This is a genomic window from Altererythrobacter sp. TH136, assembly GCF_007065885.1.
In the GTDB taxonomy this organism is placed as follows: Bacteria; Pseudomonadota; Alphaproteobacteria; order Sphingomonadales; family Sphingomonadaceae; genus Tsuneonella.
On the sequence record NZ_CP041409.1, the window covers coordinates 2,367,498 to 2,389,522 of the forward strand.

Genomic DNA, 22,025 nt, shown 5'->3' on the forward strand with positions numbered 1-22,025 from the left:
TCAGTCGACTTGTTAGGAAAACGGGGCTTTCGGGCCCCGTTTTTTTTGCGCGCGTGAGGGGTGGCAACCGCCTTCCGCTTGCCAGGTCGCTAGGCTATCGGCACGTGCCCTGCAGATGACCATGTTCGAGGGACCCTTTAACGCTGAAGTGCTGTCGAAGTGGGTCCTGACGCGCGCGCATCCGGGTTGGCTGGGCCTCAAGTATCGCGATCACGGGGCCGACTGGGTGGAGCTCGAACTTCCCTGGCGCGCCGATCTAGTCGGCGATGAGCGGCGGCCGGTGCTCGCCTCAGGTCCGATTGTCAGCTTGATGGACATGGCCGCCGGGATGTCCATCTGGGCCGCTAATGGAACGTTCCGTCCGGTTGCTACGCTCGATCTGCGGGTGGACTACATCCGGCCCGCGCGGGAGCGGGCGTCAGTCATTGGACGCGTCACGTGCTACCGCAGCACTCGCTCGGCCGCATTTGTCCGCGGCACCGCGCATGACGGCGATGCAGCCGATCCCGTGGCGGATGTATCCGGCGTGTTCATGGCGCTTGATCCGGCGCGCATGCGGTGACGGTCCGTCTCACCGCCTATGCTCGCGCGCTTGGTATAGCCGAGGCCGAAGGGGGCTCCGCTGGCGCGCCGACGTTGGTGCAGGCGTTCAGCCACGATCTGGAAGGCCGGCCGGGTGCCTGGCACGGCGGGGCGATCGCGGGCCTGCTCGAAACCGCAGGCTATGCCGCCCTCCAGGCGGAACTGGCCGCGAGGGGGCGCGATCCACTGCTCAAGCCGATCAATGTCACGGTGCAATACCTGTCAACCGCGCGCACTCAGGCGAGTTATGCGCGTGGGCGGATCGTCCGGCTTGGCCGGCGCAACGCGAACATTGCGGTCGAGGCATGGCAGGATAATCCGGCCAAGCCGATCGCCAGCGCCGTCATGAACATCCTGATGGCGGAAGAGACGCGCTAGGGACCGCCGGGGGCGGGTGGAGCGCTGGGTGTAGGGGTGGGCGCCGGCTGCACCCGCAGCCCGTCACGGTCCAGCCGCACGTCGACCGGAAGTCCTTCGATATCGGTGGTGACGGTGACCCCTTCGCCGCCGATCCGCACGCGGGAGCGGTCATCGATCGGGAACTCGGCAGTCGGTATCGCGTCGGGCCCGGGCACGTCCATCGGTTCAACCGGAGTGCCGGGATCTTCGCTCGCGCCCGGCGCGGGCGCGGGGCGGGGCGCTGATTTGCCGAGCGCCTGAGCCATGAAATCGCGCCAGATTCGCGCCGGGATGCTGCCACCGGTCACTCCGTTCAAGGGGGTGTTGTCATCGTTCCCGACCCACACGCCGACCACCAGGTCGCCGGCGTAACCCACGAACAACGCATCGCGGTAATCCTGGCTGGTGCCGGTCTTGCCGAACGCGGGCACCGACAGCGCGGCGGCGCGGCCGGTTCCGCGGCTGACCGCCGCGCGCATCATCTGTTCGATATCGCGGTGCGTGCGGCCGGACAGGCTCTCGTGCCTGCTCCACTCCCACGCTTTGGCAAGCCAGCCCTGTTTGGGCGTGGCGAAGGCATGCGGCCGGACTGGAAACTGGTTCGCCGCGACCCCGGCATATGCGCTCGTCAGTTCCAGCAAGGTCATTGTCGAAGTTCCGAGCGCCAGGCTGGGGTCGCCCTGTGCGAGCGGCGCCTGAACGCCTAGGTCGCGGGCCGTGGCGATGACGTTTTCGCTGCCGACGGTCTTCAGCAAACGCACGGCCGCCACGTTACTGGAGCGGGCAAAAGCGTCCTCAAGCGTAATGGACGCCGAATAATTGCCCCCGGCATTCTTCGGGCGATAGCTGCCGGTGGTGATCTCGCGATTGTCGATCATGTCATCGGGCGACATCCCGCTTCGCAGGGCGGCGAGCCACACGAACAGCTTGAAGGTGGACCCGGGCTGCCGCCGCGCCTGTGTCGCTCGGTTGAAGGGGGAGCGAGCGTAGTCCTTGCCGCCGATCATCGCCACGACCTCGCCGTTCGGGCGCATGGCGACGAGTGCGACTTGCGCCTTGCCAGGCACCCGCTGGGTCGCACGGCGCGCGATCGCCTGCAGCCGCGAATCGAGGGTCGTGGTAAGGGTCTGTCCGCCGTAACCGGCCTCGGCAAGTTGCCGGCCCTGCGGCAGCGCCCAGTCAGCGAAATAAGTGCCTGTGGGCAGCGCCTTGTTCGGCCGCACGTCGAGCCTGGGCGGGCGCATGGCGCGCGCTTCGGCCGCGGTGATGTAGCCGGCATCCTCCATCGAGCCGACGACGAGCTTCATCCGCCTGGCCGCGCGTTCATAGTGCTTGGTCGGAGCATAGCGCGAAGGCGCCTGAACGAGTCCTGCCAGCATCGCGGCCTGATCCGGCTTCAGCCGCTCTGGCTGGCGATAAAAGTAATGCAGCGACGCCGCCCGCAGGCCGTAGACGTTGTCACCGAAATACGCGTTCGATAGATACCGTTCGAGGATCTCGTCCTTCGTCAGCCATGCTTCCAGCCAGAAGGCGATCAGCATCTCGCGCGCCTTTCGGGTCAGTGTCTGTTCGGGCGTCAGGAAGGTGAATTTGGCGAGCTGCTGCGTGATCGTGCTGCCGCCGCCGTATCCGGTCCACGCCGCGCGGGCCATGCCGCGCGGATCGATCCCCCAGTGGCTGTAGAACCGCCGGTCCTCGATCGCCATGAACGCCTCGACCACGTGATCGGGTAGTTGGGCCACCTCGACCGGCTTGCCGATCACCGCGCCGTTGCGCGCGATCGGCGTCCCGTCGTTGGCGAGCAGCGTCAGTTCCGGCGGGGCAATCGGCTGCAGCGACTTGGACAGGGGGGCGGTCACGGCCAGCCAAGCGACGATCACGATGAACAGCGCGATGAGCGCGGCAATGGCGCGGACGATCCACCAACTGCGCCGGCGCCCGAACCACAGCCGGTGAGCGGTGTCCGGCTTAGTGGTGCCAAGTCGCCGGTCCCAATCGTCGAACTTGTCGCTTACCGGCGTGTCGTCGCCATACGCCTCGTGCAGGGCGAAATAGCCGGCGTGAGGCGCCGGCTCGGGGGCGGGCTTGGGACGCGACCTGAAAAACGCCATCAGCAGTGTATTACCACTTCAACACAGCGCATCAAGCGCCGTCAGTTCTTGCCGACGACGCTTTCGGGCAGATCGACGCCAAACACCCGCTGGTAATATTCGGCCACCAGGACTCGCTCGGCCTCATCGCACTTGTTGAGGAAGGTCAGGCGGAACGCGAACCCGACGTCCCTGAAGATCGCGGCGTTCTGCGCCCACGTAATTACCGTGCGGGGGCTCATCACCGTGGAGATGTCGCCGCCGATGAAGCCTTGGCGGGTCATGTCAGCGACCTTCACCATGTCGGCGATCACCTTGGCATCGGTGCTGGGGCTCTTTGCCGCAACGATCGCCTGTTCTGTCTTGGCCGGCAGGTAATTGAGCGCGACGACCAGGTTCCAGCGGTCCATCTGGCCTTGGTTGATCGCCTGGGTGCCATGATACAGCCCGCTGGTGTCGCCCAGGCCAACGGTGTTGGCGGTGGCGAACAGGCGGAAGTGGGGATCGGGACGGATAACGCGGTTCTGGTCCAGCAACGTCAGCTTGCCTTGCTGTTCCAGAACACGTTGGATCACGAACATCACGTCGGGCCGCCCGGCGTCGTATTCGTCGAACACCAGCGCGACGGGGTGTTGCAGCGCCCAAGGCAGCAGGCCTTCGCGGAATTCGGTCACCTGCAATCCGTCGCGCAGCACGATCGCATCGCGCCCGACGAGATCGATGCGGCTGATGTGCGCATCCAGGTTGATGCGGATGCAAGGCCAATTAAGCCGCGCGGCGACCTGTTCGATATGAGTGGACTTGCCGGTCCCGTGATAGCCCTGGACCATCACCCGCCGGTCGTGCGCGAACCCGGCCAGGATGGCGAGCGTGGTATCGGGATCGAACACATAGCTGTCGTCGATGTCGGGGACCCGCGCATCCGCCTTGGAAAACGCGGGGATTTTCCAATCGATGTCCAGGCCGAAGACCTCTCGCGCATCGACCTCGGTGTCGGGAGCGGCGAGGAGGGTTCGCTGGGCGGTATCGAGGCCGTCGGTCATGTCGTTCATCGCCGGCGGTGCCTATACGCGGGGGGCAAGCCTCGCAAGCGTCCTTGCGAGCAACTTATCGCGCCCCGATATATGCCAGCGATGCTGCCGACCCCGTCCGACCTGATCCGCCGCCGCCTGGTGGGCCAGGTGCGCGCGGTGTTCAACGATGCGGCGTCCGGCCAGCAGCCGGTGTCGATTAGCGAGCACGCCTTGTTCGAACGCGATTCGCCGATCCGGATAGTCCATTCCGGCGTGGTGTCGATGCTGGTCGGCGGCATCCGTTCACTGCTGTTGCAGATGCTCCATCCGCACGCATTGCAGGGCGTGCTCGATCATTCCGATTTCCGCGCCGATATGCACGGCCGCCTGCGGCGGACCGCGCGGTTCATCGCGGTGACGACCTTCGCCCACCGCGATGATGCGATGGCGGCGATCGGCCGGGTCAACCGCATCCATCAACGCGTCAGCGGTACGCTCCCCACCGGGGAGGCGTACTCAGCGACCGCTCCGCGCACGCAGGCCTGGGTGCACGTGGCAGAGGCGACCAGCTTCCTGGAGGCGTATCTGGCATACGTGAACCCGGCGATGCCGCGCGGCGAGCAGGATGAGTACTTCCGCCAGTTCGCCGTGGTGGCCCGGGCGCTCGGTGCCGACCCGGTGCCTGAGAGCCGAGCCGAAGCCGAGGCGCTCATCGCCGAATTGCGATCCGATCTCGCCGCCAGCGACGCCTCCCGCGAGGTCGCGCGCCTGGTTCTCAGCCAGCGGCCGAAGGGCGCGCCGGTGGCGGTGCAGCGGACTCTCGGGACTGCTGCGGTTGATTTGCTGCCATCTTACGCGCGAACGATGCTCGCCTTGCCCCGGCCAGCGGTCACAGCGCTGCCGGCCCGTCTGGCGACGCGAACGATGTCTGAAACGCTGCGGTGGGCGTTTCGCCAGCGCTAGGCGATTTTCGGCGGCAGCGAAAACAACGCCGCGTATTGCAGGGCAAGCGCGCGGTTCCCGCTGATCACCAGGCCGGCATCCCGCTCAAGATCCGCCCACGGCACACCGGCATAGAGGCCGGCGGCCATCACCGGCGCCGCTGGCGCGGTGAACACGGCGTGCGCTGAGTCCAGGTTTCCCCGCCGAATCGGCAGGGTCCCGTGATCCGGCTCGGCAAGAAACGTCTCTTCCCCGATCGCAAAGCCGATGGTGCCCTTCACGGAGCCGACCCGTCGCTTGTCCACCATGGTCCGCATCGCCAGCATCAACGACACCGGTGACAGGGGCAAGGTGGGGTCGTGCGCGCTCGATTGTGCGGCCCATCGCCCCAACTCCTGCAACAGTGGTTCGGCGGCATATCCCCACTGGGTCAGTTCATAAACTTGCGCCTTGCCCGGCGGCGGTAACTGCCGGCGGACGAGCACGCCCGCCTCTTCCAGCGAAGCCACCCGCTCGGTGAGAACCTTTGCGCTGATACCGGGCAGGGCGGCGCGAATATCGGAAAACCGCCGCCCGCCCAGCATCAGTTCGCGCACCACCAGCAGTGACCAGCGTTCGCCCACCAACTCCATCGCGAACGCCGTTCCGCAGGCATCACCATACCAGCGGCCATGAGCGCCTTTCTCCGCGTCAGTTTCCTTTGGTAACTCCACAGTTGCAATTAGTAACTTCTAGGATCAAGAAGAACAAGGGGGCGAGTCGAGGCGAGAGATTGCGCTGGCGCGGCTCGGCGGATGTTGAGAGGAGCCGGCGGACAACGTGAACCCGGCAGGCGCGACCGCTTAAGGGAGAAAGGCAGTGAGCTATTTCGATGGTTTCGTGATCCCCGTCGCAGCGAGCGACCGGGATAGGTTTGTGCAGCACGCGCGCACGATCGACCCGATCTTCCTTGAGAACGGTGCGTTGCGGGTGGTCGAATGCTGGGGTGCCGACCTCAAGCCGGGTAAGACCACCGACTTCCAGGGCGCGGTAGCCGCCCGCGATGGCGAAACCGTTGCCTTCGCCTGGGTCGAATGGCCCGACAAGGACGCGCGTGACACTGGCATGGCCGCGGTCAGCGCGCTGATGGGCAAGGATCCGCGCATGGATCCAGCGACCAACCCGATGCCGTTTGATGGGCAGCGGATGATCTTCGGCGGGTTTGCTCCGATCGTCAGCCACGGCGCGTTCGCGCAAGGCCAGTATGTCCAGGGCTTTATTGTCCCGGTGCCGGAGGACAGGCGCGAGGATTATCGCCAGATGGCCGATGACGCGTGGGACATGTTCCAAGGGTATGGCGCGACGGCGGTAGTTGAGGCTTGGGGCGATGACGTGCCGCACGGGGCGCAGACCGACTTCTACCGGGCGGTGAAGGCCGAGCCGGGCGAGGCGATCGTGTTCAGCTACATGGCGTGGCCAAGCCGGGAGGTGTGCGACGCGGCGGCCGAGAAGATGATGCACGATCCCGAGATGAAGATGCCGGACGATGTGCCGTTCAGCCCGCAACGAATGGTGTTCGGCGGCTTTGACCCCGTGCTCGTGCTGGAGCAGCCCCGATGACCGAGGTTTGCGGCGGCTGCTGGTCCCTGCTGGCGGCGTACTGACGATGGCGCGCAAGGTCACCGGGGGATGCTTCCTTTCGCTTGATGGCGTGATGCAGGCGCCGGGCGGTCCTACCGAGGACACCCAGGGCGGGTTCGATGAAGGCGGCTGGATGTTCAAGATCTGGGACCCTGGCATCGAGCAAACTCTCGGCGCGCTTTTTTCGGGCGACTACGATCTGCTGCTGGGCCGGCGAACCTATGACATCTTCGCGGCTTACTGGCCCTATGCGGAAGAGCCGGAGAACCGGCCGATGCGAGACGCGTTTGACGCGGCGAACAAATATGTGCTGACCCGCGGCGACCAGCCCCTCGAATGGCAGAACAGCCATCGCCTTGCGGGCATCGAGGATGTCGCACGGAATAAGCACAGTGAAGGGTCCGACATCATCATTCAGGGATCGAGCACGATCTATCCAGACCTGCTGGCAGCGGGCCTGATCGACGAACTGGTGCTGATGACCTTTCCAGTGGTGCTCGGCCAAGGCAAGCGGCTGTTCGGCGGCGGCACCCCCGTCGACAAATTCGAGATGATCGACCACCGGGTGACCGACCAAGGCACGGTCATCGCCACCTACCGGCCTGGCGGAAAGCTGCCGCCTTACCCGGCGGAAGGCCCGATCGGCGCGAAGAGCGAGCGCGAGGCTGAACGCCAGCGCAAAATGGCGGCGGGGATCTGGTGATGCTGCAACTCTACGGGCATCCATTCTCGTCCTACACCTGGAAGGCGCTGATCCCGCTTTATGCGAACGAGACCCCGTTCGAGTTCCGCTCGGTCGACCCGGGTGAGGGCGCGGAGCATGGCGCTTTCGTCGCGGCCGCACACCCGGCGGGCAAGTTCCCGGTGCTGATCGATGGCGCCACCACGGTGGTTGAGGCAACTGCGATCGTGGAATACCTCGCGGTGCACCACCCCGGCGCGGCGCCGTTGGTCCCCGCCGATCCAGCGGAGGCGGTCGTCGCCCGGATGCTGGACCGTGTGTTTGACAACTACGTCATGCACCACATGACCCGCGTGGTGTTGGCGCACATCGTGGGCGGCGAAAGTCCCGATCAGGCGGAGATTGCGAGCGCGAAGGAATCCCTGCGCCGCGTGTATCGCTGGCTGGAGGACTGGATGGCAGCCAACACCGTTCCCCCGCACGTCAGCCTTGTCACCTGCGCTGCGGCCCCGTCGCTGTTCTACGCCGATTGGGTGGAGCCGATCCCCGACGATCACCCGCAACTCAAGCGGCTGCGCCCCGAGCTTCTCGCGCTCGCTCCGGTATCCCGCTGCATCGAGGACGCGCGCCCGTTCCGCGGCTATTTTCCGCCTGGCGCCCCTGAGCGCGATTGAGCCCGCAGGAGAGCAGACGATGGCCGAATACACGCTCTACACAAATCCCATGAGCCGGGGCCAGATTGCGCGCTGGGCGCTCCACGAGGCGGATGCCGATTACGACCAGGTGCTGGTCGACTGGCAGGACAAAGGCGACCTCCTCAGGCTCAACCCGATGGGCAAGGTGCCGACGGTGGTCCACCACCATGGCGGCCACGATCACGTGATCACCGAGGCCGCGGCCATCTGTCACTATCTGGCCGAACTGTCCGCGCCCGCGTTGCTCCCGCAGACGCACGAGAAGGCCGACTACTTCCGCTGGCTGCTGTTCGCCGCCGGCCCGCTCGAGCAAGCGGTGGTGACCAGGGCGATGGGGTGGGAGGTTCCGCCCGAGCGCGAGGGCATGGCCGGATTTGGAAACTTCGACCGCACGATCGACGCGCTCGACGGCTGGCTTGCCAGCCACGATTACGTCTGCGGCGGTCGTTTCACTATGGCTGATGTCTACGTCGGCAGCGCCGTGGACTGGGGTCTGCAGTTCGGCTCGATCCCGATCCGCGGCAGTTTCGAAGGCTATGCTGGCCGCTTTCGGGGGCGCGAGGCGTACCAGGCCAGCAAGGCGATCGACGGCGAACTCATCGCCCAGATGCAGGCCGCAGGTTGACGCGAATGTTTCGCCAGTTTCCCTAGCGTCGCATCTGGCCTAGGGCGCCGGGATGACTCAGACCGCCGCCGCCCGCCTGACCGAAACCAGCGCCAGTACGAACCTGCCGCTGACCAATGACGATGTCCTTGCCGCGGCGCAGCGCATCGCCGGTGCAGTCGTGCACACCCCGACGATGCACTCGCAAACGCTGTCGAACATCGTCGGCACCGAAATTTGGCTCAAGTTCGAGAATCTTCAGTTCACCGCCGCTTACAAGGAACGCGGTGCGCTCAATGCGTTGCTGCAGCTCACGCAAGAGCAGCGTAACCGTGGCGTCATCGCAGCCTCTGCCGGCAATCACTCGCAGGGACTGAGCTACCACGGCACGCGCCTGGGCGTGCCGGTGACGATCGTGATGCCGCGCACGACGCCGAGCGTGAAGATCATGCAGACCGAAAGCGTCGGCGGCAACGTGGTGCTGGAAGGCGAAACGTTCGACGATGCCTATGCCCACGCGCGGCAGCTGGAGCAGGAGCGCTGCCTGACCTTCGTCCACCCGTTTGACGATCCGCACGTCGCGGCGGGCGCTGGTACGGTCGCGCTGGAAATGCTGGCCGATGCGCCGGAGATCGATTGCCTGGTGGTTCCAATCGGCGGCGGAGGCCTGATCAGCGGCATGGCCACCGTCGCCAAGGCGACCGGGCGGGAGATCGAAGTCGTCGGGGTGGAGGCGGCGCTGTTCCCGTCGATGTATTCGCGCATCAACAACATCCCCATGCCGTGCGGCGGCGACACCCTGGCCGAGGGGATCGCGGTCAAGGAACCAGGCGAATTCACCTCGCGGGTCATCGCTCAGAAGGTCGATGACATCCTGCTGGTGGAGGAGGCCGAACTCGAGCGTGCGGTCAGCCTGCTGCTGCAGATCGAGAAGACCGTGGTCGAGGGCGCCGGCGCGGCCGGTCTGGCCGCAGTGCTCGCTCATCCCCATCGGTTTGCTGGGAAGAAGCTGGGGCTGGTGCTGTGCGGCGGCAATATCGACCCGCGGCTGCTCGCCAACGTGCTTCTGCGCGACCTGGCCCGATCCGGCCGGCTCGCGCGGCTCCGCGTGACCCTCCAGGACCGCCCGGGCGCGCTGTACAAGGTGATGAAGGAATTCGACGCGCACAACGTCAACATCATCGAGATCTATCACCAGCGCATCTTCACGTCGTTGCCGGCGAAGGGGCTGATCACCGACATTGAATGCGAGGCGCGCGACAAGGACCAGATCGAGGCGCTGGTCGCCGCGCTCACCGCCTCGGGATACTCGGTCCATCAGGTGGAGCTCGGCTGAGCGGAAGCCCGGAAACCACTTCGCAACTGTGCAAAGTAGGTTTCCGTTAACCGCGATAGATGGTTAAGGGTCTTTTACCGCCGGTTCGCTTTGGGCATACCTCGAGCACGCGGCGGACGCGTTCGTTCAAATCCGCGAGAGGACCCTGGCAGCTCCCGTGACGGCCCCTGTTCGCTTTCCCCGGTTCTTCGTGACGAGCCCCGCGCCGTGCCCATATCTGCCGGGCCGCAGCGAGCGGAAGGTGTTTACCGAGCTTAAGGGCCCACATGCGGACCAGTTGATCGAGGCTCTCGGACGGATCGGTTTCCGCCGCAGCCAGACAGTCGCTTACCGCCCCAGCTGCGCCGACTGCCAGGCGTGCGTTTCGGTTCGCGTGCCGGTGAGGGATTTCGCGCCGTCGACCACTCAGAAACGCAATCTGAAGCGCAATTCGGGGCTGATCGCCACCGAATGCCGGCCGTGGGCCACTGGTGAGCAGTTCGATCTGCTGCGCAAGTATCTGAGCGTGCGCCACCCCGGTGGCGGGATGGCCGCGATGGACGAAATTGATTACGCGGATATGGTGGAACATACGCCGGTAACCAGCTACGTCGTTGAATACAGGGAGCCCTCCGACGGGTTGAAGCCGGGCCGCCTCGTGGCCGCGTGCCTCACTGATCGGCAGGGTGACGGGTTGTCGATGATCTATTCGTTCTATGACCCGGAACATGAGGCGCGTGCGGGTCTTGGCAATTACATCATCCTGGATCACATCCGGCGCGCCGCTGACGACGGGCTTGGTTACGTCTACCTCGGCTATTGGGTCGATGGGTCCGACCGCATGCAATACAAGATCCGCTATCGCCCGATCGAGCTGCTCGGCCGCGACGGCTGGCGCCGGCTTTCGCGAGAGCGGCATGACGAGCTTATCGCCGCTGCCGCCAGTGGTTCGCGCCGTTCGCGGAGCGTCGCCAATGCCGGCAAGGACGGATCGCTGCCTCAGTTCGATTTCTCTGAGTAGACTGGCAGTCCTGGCACTCGGCTGCGCGGCTCTCGCCGCGTCGCCGGTGGCCGCGCAACAGGCAGAGCCGTCGCTGGAGGACTTGATTCCCGACTCGGCGGTCGAAAATCCGGTCGAGTGGGCCCAGCAAGGTGAGCCTGACGACCAGCCGGCAGAGCCGGTGGTCGAGGTCGATCCCAGCTCGCCGCTGGCTGATCTGCCGGCGATCGACGTACCGTGGCCGGATGATCTCGAGCTGCCGCAACTCGCGCCGCTGGAGCCGGACGACAGCATCCAGTTCGCCGACATGGAAGATGCCACCAATCCGCGCCCTGCTCTGGTGGATGCGGACGTGGTGCGGGTGACGGATGAACTGGTGCTCGCGTTCCCGCCCGATGACGCGGCGTTCCCTCAGCAGGTCGAATTCGCGGAGCGCTTCGGCAACCTGTCCACCATCGCCGAACTCAATACCGACGACGACAACGTCGCGCAGCTCGCCGCCCGCGCCAAGGCTGACCAGGCGCTGCTCGACACGATGATGCGGGTCTATGGTTACTACGATGCGCAAGTCGTCCGCTCGGTTGCCAGCATCCAGCCGGGCGATGAGAATGCCGGTAGCCGGCCCGAAGTCCGCTTCGACATCATCCCGGGCGCGCGCTACCGCTTCGGCGCGATCGACCTGGGCGAACTGAACACCGCGGTCGACGCTGCGGCGCTGCGCCGCGCCTTCGAAATCCAGCCCGGCGACTTCATGTCGAGCGACAAGATCGTCGAGGAACAGTTCAACCTCGATACCGCGCTTGGCGAGTTCGGCTATCCGTTCGCAGCCATCGACGCGCCGGAACTGCTGGTTGATCACGCCCGGACCGAAGGCGACCTGACTTTGGCGGTTCGTCCCAACGGCAAGTACGTTTTCGGCGAGGTCAATTCGAACCTCCCGCGCTTCCTGTCGGGCCGGCATCTGTCGAGCATCGCGCGGTTCGATGCTGGCGACGTGTATCAGCGCAGCCTGGAGCTGGACCTGAGGCGGGCGATCGTTTCGACCGGGCTCGTCTCGTCCGTGACGGTCACCCCCCGCGAGGTGGTCGCGCCCGTTGGCGACCAGCCGGGGACGGTCGCGCTGGATGTGGAGCTGACGAGGGCCAAGCTGCGGACGATAGCGGGCGCGATCGGCTACGGCACCGGAGAGGGCTTCCGCGCCGAGGCCAGCTGGGAACACCGCAACCTGTTTCCCCCCGAAGGTTCATTGCGGGTGCGCGGCATCGCAGGCACGCAGGAGCAGCTGCTCGGCGTAACCTTCCGCAAGAACAACTTCGGCGGGCGCGACAAGGTACTCACGGTCGACGCGTTCGCTTCCACCATCGACAGCGATGCGTTCGATGCGAACACCGTCTCGCTGATCGGGACGTATGAGCGGCGATCGACCCTCCTGTTCCAGAAGCCGCTCAGTTGGAGCGTCGGCCTGGAAGCTGTCGCCACCGATGAGCGCCCGGCGCCGCTGGGCGGGGTGGTTCAGCCGCGCCAGACCTTCTTCGTCGGCGCGATACCGCTGTTCGCGGAGCTCGACACCACCGACAACCTGCTCGATCCCAAGAAGGGCTTTCGCGCCGGGCTGCGGCTCTCCCCCGAAGTTTCGCGCAGCCGCGGGACGGAAAGCTTTTACCTGCGCGGGCAGTTCGATGGTTCGACCTACCTTCGCGCAAGCGAAAAGATCGTCGTCGCCGGTCGGGTCCGGTTCGCCGCGATCCCCGGCACCGCTCTCGACAACATCGCGCCGTCACGGCGGTTGTATTCCGGCGGCGGCGGTTCGGTGCGCGGCTATGGCTATCAACGCATCGGCCCGCGCGACGTCAACGGCAATCCGACCGGCGGGCGCAGCCTGGTCGAAGGTGCGATCGAAGCACGGGTCCAGACCGGCTTCTTCGACGGGGCGCTGTCCGTCGTGCCGTTCCTGGATGCGGGCACCGTCAGCCGCAGCGTGACGCCCGATTTCGATACGGTGCGCTTCGGCGCGGGCATCGGCGTACGCTATAATACCGGGTTCGGGCCCCTCCGCTTCGACATTGCCACGCCGATCAACCCGGGGCCGGGTGATAGCCGGATCGCGGTCTACGTCTCGCTGGGCCAGGCGTTCTGATGGCCGACGAGATCGAGGTGGCAGAAACGCCGAGCAAGCCGGTGCGCCGGACGAGCTTGGGGCGGCGCGCGGCCAAGTGGGCGGTCGGCCTCATCGCCGGGGTGCTGTTGCTGATTGTCGGTGCGCTGGCGCTGCTCAACAGCCCCATCGGGCAGCGGTGGGTCGTCGATCGGATCGCCGAGGTGGCGCCGGCTTCCGGCCTGACCGTTTCCATCGGACGGATCGACGGCAATCTGTACGGCAAGGCGCGGCTGCATGATGTCACGCTGTCCGATCCCAAGGGCAAGTTCCTGACCGTGCCGCTTGTCGAACTCGACTGGCGGCCGATGAGTTGGTTCACCCGCGGCCTTGATGTGCGGGAACTGGTCACGCATCGCGGCACGCTGTACCGTTTGCCGGAGCTGAACCCGGGCGATCCCGACGCCCCGGTCCTGCCGAATTTCGACATTCGGATCGATCGGCTGGCGATCCGGGACCTGACCCTTGCCGCCGGGGTGGCCGGGCCAGACGCCCACAAAGCGAACCTGAGCGCCAAGGTGGACATCCGCGAAGGCCGCGCGCTGGTCAACGCCGATGGGCGCCTCGGTGCGCAGGATGCCTTCCGTGCGCTGATCGATGCCGAGCCGGACCGCGACAGGTTCGATCTGCAGGTCGACTATGACGCGCCACGAGGCGGCGTGCTGGCTGGACTGATCGGCGCCGATGCCGGCTATCGCGCGCAGTTAAGCGGCTCGGGAAGCTGGAGCAAGTGGGACGGCTCCGGATACGTCACGCGCGATGGCGCCAACTTCGCAGCCTTTCGCGTTCTCAACCGGAGCGGGCGTTACACGATCGTCGGCCAGGCGCGGCCGCAGCCGGCCATGGCGGAAGGACTGCCGCGCCAACTGCTCGGCGAAACTGTTTCCTACAAGGCGACAGGAACGCTCAAGAACAGCGTACTGGACGGCACGGTGCACCTTATCACCGACGCGTTCGCGGCGCGGGCTGAGGGCTCGGTGGACCTGGGCGAGAACGCTGCCCGCAGCGTGGCGCTCTCGGCACGGATCAAGGATCCAACGTTGCTGGGGCCGGGCAGCCGGCTGGAAGGGGCTCGGCTGTCGGCGACGTTCGACGGGACGTTCCGCAACCTGACCGCCCGACACCGGATTGAGATCGGTCGCTATGTCACCGGCACTACGCAGGTTGCCGGGGTCATTCAGCAAGGCACGGCGACGCATTCTAACGGACGCTGGACCCTCCCGCTTGATGCGCAGGTCGCGCGGATCATCACCGGAACCGCTCAGGTCGATCCGCGGCTGATCGACGGAACTATCAAGGGTACGGTCGTCTATCAGGGCACCCGCCTGTCCAGCGACGGACTGTCGATTGCTTTCCCCGGAGCGACCGCCCGGCTGTCGCTGGCCGGAGATACCGGCACTGGAAACTACCGCATCGCGGGCCCCGTCACGGCCAACGGCCTCGCCATTCCGAATGTCGGAACCGTAAACGGGGCTGCCACCATCGTGGCCACGTTCGGCAACACGCCGTGGACCGTGTCCGCGGACTTGCGCGGACGCATCCCGCAAGTGACGAACGCCACGCTCGCCAACCTGGCGGGCCAGCCGATCACCTTCAGCGGGAGCATCGTCACCGGCGGCGCGCGGCCGCTCGATTTCCGCGGTGTGCGCATCAACGCGCCGAAGATCGAGTTGACGCTTGATGGCATGATCCGTCCGGGCCGGACCAGCGTCGCCGGTCGTGGGCGACACGTGGATTACGGGGCGTTCACCGTCGAAGGAGCCTATACCGACCGCGGTCCGGAGGCGGTCCTGGTGTTCGCCGATCCGCTCCCGTCAGCCGGGCTCAAGGATGTGCGCGTTGCGATTGCGCCGATCAAGAACGGGTTCGCGATCGAGACGCGGGGGCAGTCGCTCCTTGGATCGTTCGATGGGACGATCGACCTGTTCGCCCCGGCCAATGGCCCGACGCGGCTGGTGATCCGCCAGCTGGACGTATGGAAGACCTCGGTCTCCGGTGAACTCACGCTCGGCAATGGGGCAGTCGCCGGAACCCTGGCGTTGAATGGCGGCGGACTCGATGGCACGATCGCGCTCGCTCCCCGCGGGGGCGGTCAGGCGTTCGATATCAATCTGACGGCCAAGGACGCGCGGTTCGCCGGCGCTACTCCGCTGTCCATCGGACAAGCGCGGATCGAAGCCAGCGGGTTGCTGGTCAAAGGGCGCAGCACGATCAGCGGCAACGTCTTCGCCCAAGGGGTCAGCTATGGCAGCCTGTTTATCGGCCGGCTTGCGGCCCGTGCCGATCTGGAGAACGGCAGTGGCACCGTAACCGCGTCCGTCGCCGGGCGACGCGGCAGCCGGTTCGCCCTGCAGATCAACGCCAACGTAGCGTCCGATCGCGTGGCGGTGGCGGCGCGCGGCGAGTTCGCGGGTAGGCCGATCGCAATGCCGCGGCGCGCGATCCTGGTGCGGCAGGACGACGGGGGCTGGCTGCTGGAGCCTACTCAGGTGAACTTCGCAGGGGGCGCGATCATCGCCTCGGGCGAGTTTGGCGGAGGGAGCACGGTTGCCCGTCTGCAGCTGTCCGACATGCCGCTATCGGTCGCTGACATCTATGTGGACCTTGGCCTCGGCGGAAAGATCTCCGGCGTGGTCGATTACAGCAGCGTCAGAGGGGCTCCTCCGACCGGAGAGGCCCGCGTCAAGATCGCCGGGCTGAGCCGTTCTGGTCTCGTCCTCACATCGCGTCCGATCGATCTTGCCCTGGTCCTGCGTCTCACCCCGGACCGGCTCGAAACGCGCGCCGTGATCGACGAGGGCGGGCAACGGCGTGGACGGTTGCAGGGGCGGATCGTCGGGCTGCCGCGCAGTGGCGCCTTGTTCGACCGCCTGCGCGCGGGCGATCTGTTCGCCCAACTCCGCTATCAGGGACCCGCTGACGCCCTGTGGCGCTTGGCCGCAGTCGACGCATTTGACCTGACCGGGCGCTTATCCGTGGCCGCGGACGTCACCGGCACATTGGCCGCTCCGCAAGTGCGCGGATCCGTGGCGGGCGATAACCTGCGTCTGCAATCGAGCCTGTCTGGCACGGACCTGACCAATGTCAGCGCCCGAGGCACGTTCAGCGGCTCTCGCCTGAGGATCACCCGCTTCAGCGGCTCGACCGCAGGCGAAGGCACCGTGGTGGGTAGCGGCACGGTCGTGCTGGAAGATCTTGGCATCAGGGGGCCGCAACTCGACCTTCGGCTGGCCGCGCGCGACGCTCGCTTGCTCAACGCGAATGGTCTGGCAGCGACAGTCACCGGACCCATGCGGATCGTTTCCAATGGCATCGGCGGGACCATCGCGGGCCGGCTTACCGTCGACCGCGCGAGCTGGCGACTGGGTACGGCGGCTGCTGATGAGCGTCTGCCGCAGATCAAGACCCGCGAGATCAATCTGCCGTACGATGTCGCCCCGCGTCTCGCCGCTAGCCAGCCATGGCGTTACCTGATCGATGCGCGCGCACCGGCCCGGGTGGACGTGGACGGTATGGGCCTAGACAGCGAATGGGCGGCGAATGTGCGGGTGCGCGGAACGACCGACAATCCGCGGCTGGGAGGAGAAGCGCGGGTCATCCGCGGCGACTACTCATTCGCCGGCACGCGGTTCGAACTGACTCGGGGGATCATCAACTTCGATGACAGCGTCCCGATCGATCCGCGGCTCGACATCGTCGCCGAGACAGAAAAGGACGGCCTCTCCGTCGCGGTCAAGGTGCAGGGCAGCGCTGCCCAGCCAGAGATCAGCTTTTCCTCCACCCCCGGACTGCCGGAAGAGGAAATTCTTGCGCGGCTGCTGTTCGGCGGGTCAATCACCGAGCTTTCGGCGACCGACGTGCTTCAGCTAGGGTCTGCCGTGGCATCGCTGCGCGGGGGCGGCGGTCTCGATCCGATCAACCAGCTCCGCAGTGCGATCGGGCTCGACCGGCTGCGCATCGTGAGCGCGGATCAGGCGCTGGGACGCGGTACGGCGATTGCATTGGGCAAGAACATCGGTCGCCGGTTCTACGTGGAGGTCATCACCGATGGGAGGGGCTACAGCGCCACCCAGGCGGAGTTCCGGATCACGTCGTGGCTGTCGATACTGGGTTCGATCTCAACCATCGGGCGCGAGTCGCTCGTAGTGAAGGCGAGCAGGGACTACTGACACAAGTACGCTCGGGAAGGCGGAGTCCGGTCAAGCCTTCCCGAGCGCTAACGGTCGTGTTGAAATCCCTAGCTGATCGTCTCCGGCTCGGCAGACTTGATCAGCGCGTCGAGTGGCAGCACGACTCCATTGCTTGCCACCAGCGGAGCGCCATCGATGCGCGCCTTGATCCCGCCCGATCCGGTCGCGATGATGGCATCGCCGTCCAGTGAGAACTCGATCTGATCTCCGGCCAGGTTGCGCATCGACACGGGACCTTTCTTCTCGCCGATCGCGGTTTTGATTGCTTGCGGGGTGAGATGTCCGGGCAGGATGTGGCCCCGAAGAACAGCGACTAATGCCGCCCGGTTGGCGGGTTCGGTCAGGGTGCTCCCGGTGTCGCCAAGCTTGGCGAACGCATCGTCGTCAGGGGCGAGCACGGTGTAGCTGCCGGGCCCGTCGAACACGTCGGCCAGGCCAGCTTCCGACAGGGCGCCGGAGATGGTCGTCAGGCCGGGCGCGCTGCCGATCTTGGCCGCGAGCGTGCCCGTCCCAGCTTCGGCCGGCGCGGCCGTGGCGGCCGGAGTGTCAGCGTCGCCCGAGCACCCGCTGAGCGGCACCAGGAGCGCTGCAACCCCAGCTGCGGCAAAACAATGGACCTTGCGCATCGTACTCTCCATCACGTCAGCAACTCGATCGCAGCCTGGATCAGCTGCGTGGTGGGATCCACCTGATAGACGTAGCCGTCGGCGTAACGGTAATCGTACTCGGGCGTATCGTAGTACTGGTCCTGATACCCATAGGGCACATTGTAGACGTCATACCCGGCCGGCATGGGCTGTCCGACGGCGAACCGGTCTCCAGTCAGCAACGCGGCAATGGACGTGATGGAATCGGATTGCGGGTCGACCCGATAGAACACGTCGTCTGCGTATCGATAGGAATTGGGCGATCCGAGGTTGTAATACTGGACGTAGTAATCGGGAACCTCGGCAGGCTGATAGTAATCGGGCCACGGGTTGCCAACCGACAACGCGCCTCCGAGCAGCGGCAGGAAACCGAGCACGGAGCCGGTATTGCTGGTCCGGTAGAGGTAGCCATCGCCGTAGCGATACCGCCCATCCTGCAGCGATGAATACCCGAACCAGTCAGGACTGTAATAGCGATCATATCCATCGCGGCTCCGTTCCAGCCCTGGCGGAGTGCAACCGTTGTTTTTCTTCGCCAGTCCCGGCGGGCACCCCTGGATCAATCCGCGTGAGCGATCAGAGCCGAAATCGGCAACGCGTACCGTCCGGACATCGGGATCGCGCCCGGCGTAGCGAATGTCACGGGCTTCCCGCGTCTCCCGCTCGGGGCGCACCTGGCGATTGTCCGAACGGCCGTTGCTGGCGCGCGCGGCACCCTTGTTGACCTGCTTCGCACCGGCGTTTGCCTTGCCGTTGCCGCTTGGACGAGCGCGATCCTCGCGCGCCGCCGTCCGCTGCTCGGATTTGGCCTCGGCACCTTGACGGGCGTTGCCCTTCGGCTGGCGCTCCGCCTGCACCGGGCGGCCGGCTTGCGGACCTCCGCGATCAGCTTTTCCGTTCGACTGGGCCTGCGACTTTCCGCCGCCGTTTCCTTGGGATTTTTCTGCAGCCTGTCCGCCGCCGCCGCCGTTACCTTTTCCGGGTTCGGCAAAGACCGGGCTGGTGGCGAGTGCGATTGAGGCCGCGCCTAGCATAAGCATGCGCATTGGATGTCTCCTTCGCACCACAAACAGCCAGCCGGGCGTGCCGTTCCATTAACCTGAGATAACCTCACCGATCTCGGCCATCGCTGACGTCTCGCCAATCGCGGCTCGAGGGCATACATTCGGCTAGGTTCAGGCGGGACGGGATGCGCTATCACGATGACGCGACCCGAAAGGGCTCGATAGAGCCCTGGACTTACACAGGCGACTGCTCCGGCAGTCGCCTTTTTTTTGTTAGCGCCGCCGCAGGCGCCTACTCCGCGGCGAGGTACAATGCCGCTTCAGCTGCGCGGCGGCGGACCAGCCCCGGAAGTACGCGGCCTCCGGCGCGGTTCCAGCGCGCGAACTCGGCTGCGGCAGCGGCACGTTCGCCGGCATTGTGACGCTTGGTAAGGGTAGCGCGAGCGATCGCCCCGGTATTGAAGTGGAAGCTCACGAGCGCGTCGAATTGTGCCTGGCTTGTTGGAGCTTGCCCGATCGCCGCCCACACGTCAGCCGCGTGGCGGGCAATGTCAGCGTCCAGCCGTGCATCGCACTCAGCACGGGTCCACACGGTGTCCGGTTTGATATCGGGTCCGGTGGCGCCCCACCCGATGGTCCATGGTGCCCCGCCTGTACCCGGATCGGGGTAGGCCTGCACGAGGCCATCCGGCCGCACTTTTGCACACCCTTCGAACTGGCGGATCAATTCCACGCCGCGTGCGCCGATCGTCAGCGGTTCGCCGCCAATATCGCCATCGCCCGGAAACGGGTCATCCCCCTGGGCGGCGGCGATCGCCGCGTCCAGCGCGATCACCTCGCGGCGGCTGAAACCTCGCCCGAGCAGGCGGCGGACGGTGTCGAAGATGATCTTGCGCTGCATCGGGTCACCTCATGGTCGCGGGAGGCGGGGCCATTAGGAACAACAACGCACTGTAGGAAAACGAATTCTCGAATACGAAAAGCGCCCGCCGAGTTGATCGGCGGGCGCCTTTACTGAGCCATTCACAAGTTAGCGGTTGGTCGATTGCCAGTCGGTATCCTGGCGTGGTTCACTCTCCTCAGCAGCGAGTTGGGTGAGCGATCCCTCGCTATCGTTTGCACCGAAGGGGCTACCGCTCTCGCCCGCTTGCGAAGTCCTGCTGGTGGATGGCTGTTGTCCAGCCCCAGTACCGGCCGCCGAACTTAACGCGCTGTTCTCGGCCTTGCTGACCAGCTCATCTTTCTTGTCGCGGGCGGTTGAGACCAGCTTGTCCTTTTGTTCGCCGATCATGTCCCGCGCAGTTCCGCCAAGCCCGGAGAGTTGCTCGTTCTCAGTGCGCGACAGTGGCAACGATGTGCCGAAGATCGCACCGACCGCAGCGGCGATGAGACCGCCGATCAGCGGGTTGCTGGTATAGGCCTGCTGCGCCTTGTCGACCGCAGCGCTGCCGGTATCCCGGACCGAGCTGCCGGCGTGGCTGGCGCTGTCGGACCATGCGCGGCGCTTCTGGCGCAGCTTTTCGGTCGCATCGTCGAGGCGCTGGCGGAAGCTGTGATCGTCTTCGCCATGACCCTTGTCGAGCATCAAGTAATTGGCCCGGTGCATATCACGACGCCGCTGCCAGGCCGTGTCGTCTTCATATTCCGTGCGCTCGAGCTGGCCCATGTGCGCCACGTAATCGCGGTGGATGGGATCATGATGGTCACGGTCGGTGGAAGCACCGCTGCCGCTGCCGAAGCTGGGCAGTTTGGCGTCGCTATCGCTGACCAGCCAGATCGCGCCGCCGGCGATCATCGCCAGTGCGAGCGGATTCCGGCGCGCTCCATCGAGCAGGTAACGCGCGTCGATATTATTGTCCTCTGCCTTGTCGAGCAGCGAATTGATAAGATTACGCGGGGTCAGTTGATCGCCGATGCGGTCGACCGTGCGGCTCATTTCGTCCTGGGTGCGGCGGATGTCGCGTTCGATCTCCGCCGGATCCTGGTTTGTGGTGGTAGTGTGGTCGGTCATGGCCGGGTCTCCGAAGTCAGGTTGCCGCGCGCCGCATCGGGCGTGCGCTCGATGGTGCGGACGGTGCGGTCAGGGGTGAGGTGCGCCGAGCTGACTTTCTTGCTGCCGGCGCTGTAGAGCACGTAGGCGAGGATCAGGGTTGCGACGCCCACGATCAGAACGCCGAGAGGGACGTTGTCGATAGCGGCACCCAGAAGATAGCCGAGCCCCATCAGGGTGACGCCGAGGCCTGCGATACCGACTACCGCCGCGCCGGCCATCTCTCCGGCTGCGATTTTCACCTCGTGAACGGATTCGCGCACCTCCGCCTTGACGAGATTGAGCTGTTGTTCCGCAAGGTGCGTGCCTTGTCCGGTCAGCTGGCGGATCAGATCCGCGATGTTCTCGCCCGCGCCGTGCTCCGCTTCAGGCTGCCGGAGACCATCCGGAGTAAAGCCTTCCTGTTGGCGGGTCATAGCGTTCCTCCCGAATACGCGGGAGAGAAGGTTCCGCCGACGGCGGATGATGTGCCAAAGCCCTGCGAACCTGAACTACTGCCGGTTCCACTCGAAGCCAGGCCGCTGGAAAACTGACTGCTGGACGTTTGATCGAACCCGCTGCCAGAGTCGCCGTAAGCGTCACTCGAGCTCTCAGTCCCCGCCTTCAGCACGCGCGCCGCTGCAAAGCCGGCAAGCGCGCAAGCGCCGAGGAAGGTTGCGGGATTGGTGCGCGCCATCTGCTGGACGTCGCGCGTCAGCTGACGCGAATCCTTCTGGTCGATGGAGTCTGCAAACTGCTGCACGGTTTGCGCGCCCTTGCGGAACATCGATTGCAGCCAGTCGGGACTGTCCTTCAGTTCGCCGGCCGCGGTGTCGAGCGCGGACGAGATCGATTTCGCCTGTTCGGCCGCTGTGCCCTTGCGGGCGTCGACTTCGGACTGGAGGCGCTGCTTCGCGCTATCGGTAATGGTAGAGGCGTCGCTGCGGAGTTCCTCGCGCAGGTCGCCACCACCGGTACGGGTGGAGGTTTCCATGTGCCATCCTTTCAAGTTGGTTACACTTAAGAAGGAGGGCAGGGGCGACTGCGTTCCGTAAGTG

The 22,025-nt window shown here is 65.7% G+C and carries 20 protein-coding genes and 1 pseudogene; 12 read left to right on the top strand and 9 right to left on the bottom strand.

Annotated features, from left to right (window positions below; all coding sequences use genetic code 11):
- The first annotated feature begins 121 nt into the window (after nt 1-121).
- A complete protein-coding gene (locus C0V74_RS11525) occupies nt 122-562 on the top strand; it encodes a PaaI family thioesterase (protein ID WP_131624998.1) in 441 nt (146 codons plus the stop codon).
- The gene (locus tag C0V74_RS11530; protein WP_143251867.1) at nt 559-960 is read left to right on the top strand and encodes a PaaI family thioesterase; all 402 of its coding nucleotides are present in this window, start codon (nt 559-561) and stop codon (nt 958-960) included. Before C0V74_RS11525 ends, C0V74_RS11530 begins: the two co-directional genes overlap by 4 nt.
- On the opposite strand, the gene C0V74_RS11535 is transcribed toward C0V74_RS11530, so the two are convergent.
- Together C0V74_RS11535 and cobS are read right to left on the bottom strand one after the other, a co-directional pair.
- Entirely contained in the window at nt 957-3,092 is a 2,136-nt protein-coding gene (locus C0V74_RS11535) for a transglycosylase domain-containing protein (RefSeq protein ID WP_143251868.1), read from the bottom strand. The genes C0V74_RS11530 and C0V74_RS11535 overlap by 4 nt on opposite strands.
- A 41-nt stretch (nt 3,093-3,133) precedes the next feature.
- On the bottom strand, nt 3,134-4,123 hold the full coding sequence (cobS, locus tag C0V74_RS11540; protein ID WP_143251869.1) for a cobaltochelatase subunit CobS: 990 nt from the start codon (nt 4,121-4,123) through the stop codon (nt 3,134-3,136).
- Between the two features lie 72 nt (nt 4,124-4,195).
- On the opposite strand from cobS, the gene C0V74_RS11545 reads away from it, so the two are divergent.
- Nucleotides 4,196-5,047 carry an oxygenase MpaB family protein gene (locus tag C0V74_RS11545; protein ID WP_210413414.1) on the top strand — a complete coding sequence of 284 codons (852 nt, stop codon included), beginning with the start codon at nt 4,196-4,198 and terminating at the stop codon, nt 5,045-5,047.
- Here the strand turns inward: C0V74_RS11545 and C0V74_RS11550 are convergent.
- Nucleotides 5,044-5,739 carry a helix-turn-helix domain-containing protein gene (locus tag C0V74_RS11550; RefSeq protein ID WP_246844873.1) on the bottom strand — a complete coding sequence of 232 codons (696 nt, stop codon included), beginning with the start codon at nt 5,737-5,739 and terminating at the stop codon, nt 5,044-5,046. The genes C0V74_RS11545 and C0V74_RS11550 overlap by 4 nt on opposite strands.
- 145 nt (nt 5,740-5,884) lie before the next feature.
- Between C0V74_RS11550 and C0V74_RS13195 the strand changes: the two are divergent.
- From C0V74_RS13195 to C0V74_RS11590, 9 genes and pseudogenes are all read left to right on the top strand, one after another.
- Nucleotides 5,885-6,238: pseudogene (locus C0V74_RS13195) on the top strand (DUF1428 domain-containing protein); the annotation flags it as partial.
- Complete coding sequence (locus C0V74_RS13040; RefSeq protein ID WP_210413483.1) at nt 6,212-6,625, top strand: DUF1428 domain-containing protein; 414 nt, start codon at nt 6,212-6,214, stop codon at nt 6,623-6,625. The pseudogene C0V74_RS13195 and the gene C0V74_RS13040, both read left to right, overlap by 27 nt.
- 46 nt (nt 6,626-6,671) lie before the next feature.
- The gene (locus C0V74_RS11560) at nt 6,672-7,349 is read left to right on the top strand and encodes a dihydrofolate reductase family protein (protein WP_143251871.1); all 678 of its coding nucleotides are present in this window, start codon (nt 6,672-6,674) and stop codon (nt 7,347-7,349) included.
- On the top strand, nt 7,349-8,002 hold the full coding sequence (locus C0V74_RS11565; RefSeq protein ID WP_246844874.1) for a glutathione S-transferase family protein: 654 nt from the start codon (nt 7,349-7,351) through the stop codon (nt 8,000-8,002). Before C0V74_RS11560 ends, C0V74_RS11565 begins: the two co-directional genes overlap by 1 nt.
- 19 nt (nt 8,003-8,021) lie before the next feature.
- Nucleotides 8,022-8,648, top strand: a complete 627-nt coding sequence (locus C0V74_RS11570; protein ID WP_143251873.1) for a glutathione S-transferase family protein — start codon at nt 8,022-8,024, stop codon at nt 8,646-8,648.
- A gap of 52 nt (nt 8,649-8,700) precedes the next feature.
- Entirely contained in the window at nt 8,701-9,963 is a 1,263-nt protein-coding gene (locus tag C0V74_RS11575) for a threonine ammonia-lyase (RefSeq protein ID WP_143251874.1), read from the top strand.
- A gap of 157 nt (nt 9,964-10,120) precedes the next feature.
- Nucleotides 10,121-10,963 carry an arginyltransferase gene (locus tag C0V74_RS11580; protein WP_143251875.1) on the top strand — a complete coding sequence of 281 codons (843 nt, stop codon included), beginning with the start codon at nt 10,121-10,123 and terminating at the stop codon, nt 10,961-10,963.
- 46 nt (nt 10,964-11,009) lie between these two features.
- Nucleotides 11,010-13,079: a BamA/TamA family outer membrane protein gene (locus C0V74_RS11585; RefSeq protein WP_246844875.1), complete on the top strand. Its 2,070-nt coding sequence runs from the start codon at nt 11,010-11,012 to the stop codon at nt 13,077-13,079.
- The gene (locus C0V74_RS11590) at nt 13,079-17,266 is read left to right on the top strand and encodes a translocation/assembly module TamB domain-containing protein (protein ID WP_143251877.1); all 4,188 of its coding nucleotides are present in this window, start codon (nt 13,079-13,081) and stop codon (nt 17,264-17,266) included. Before C0V74_RS11585 ends, C0V74_RS11590 begins: the two co-directional genes overlap by 1 nt.
- A gap of 68 nt (nt 17,267-17,334) precedes the next feature.
- Here C0V74_RS11590 and C0V74_RS11595 read toward each other — a convergent pair whose 3' ends face one another.
- From C0V74_RS11595 to C0V74_RS11620, 6 genes are all read right to left on the bottom strand, one after another.
- A complete protein-coding gene (locus C0V74_RS11595; protein WP_168194204.1) occupies nt 17,335-17,913 on the bottom strand; it encodes a fasciclin domain-containing protein in 579 nt (192 codons plus the stop codon).
- A gap of 11 nt (nt 17,914-17,924) precedes the next feature.
- On the bottom strand, nt 17,925-18,980 hold the full coding sequence (locus C0V74_RS11600) for a hypothetical protein (RefSeq protein ID WP_143251879.1): 1,056 nt from the start codon (nt 18,978-18,980) through the stop codon (nt 17,925-17,927).
- Nucleotides 18,981-19,230: 250 nt separating this feature from the next.
- On the bottom strand, nt 19,231-19,839 hold the full coding sequence (locus tag C0V74_RS11605) for a lysozyme (protein WP_143251880.1): 609 nt from the start codon (nt 19,837-19,839) through the stop codon (nt 19,231-19,233).
- A gap of 129 nt (nt 19,840-19,968) precedes the next feature.
- Nucleotides 19,969-20,949: a DUF3618 domain-containing protein gene (locus C0V74_RS11610; protein WP_143251881.1), complete on the bottom strand. Its 981-nt coding sequence runs from the start codon at nt 20,947-20,949 to the stop codon at nt 19,969-19,971.
- A complete protein-coding gene (locus C0V74_RS11615) occupies nt 20,946-21,404 on the bottom strand; it encodes a phage holin family protein (protein WP_143251882.1) in 459 nt (152 codons plus the stop codon). Before C0V74_RS11615 ends, C0V74_RS11610 begins: the two co-directional genes overlap by 4 nt.
- The gene (locus C0V74_RS11620) at nt 21,401-21,961 is read right to left on the bottom strand and encodes a hypothetical protein (protein ID WP_143251883.1); all 561 of its coding nucleotides are present in this window, start codon (nt 21,959-21,961) and stop codon (nt 21,401-21,403) included. Before C0V74_RS11620 ends, C0V74_RS11615 begins: the two co-directional genes overlap by 4 nt.
- Nucleotides 21,962-22,025 lie beyond the last annotated feature (64 nt).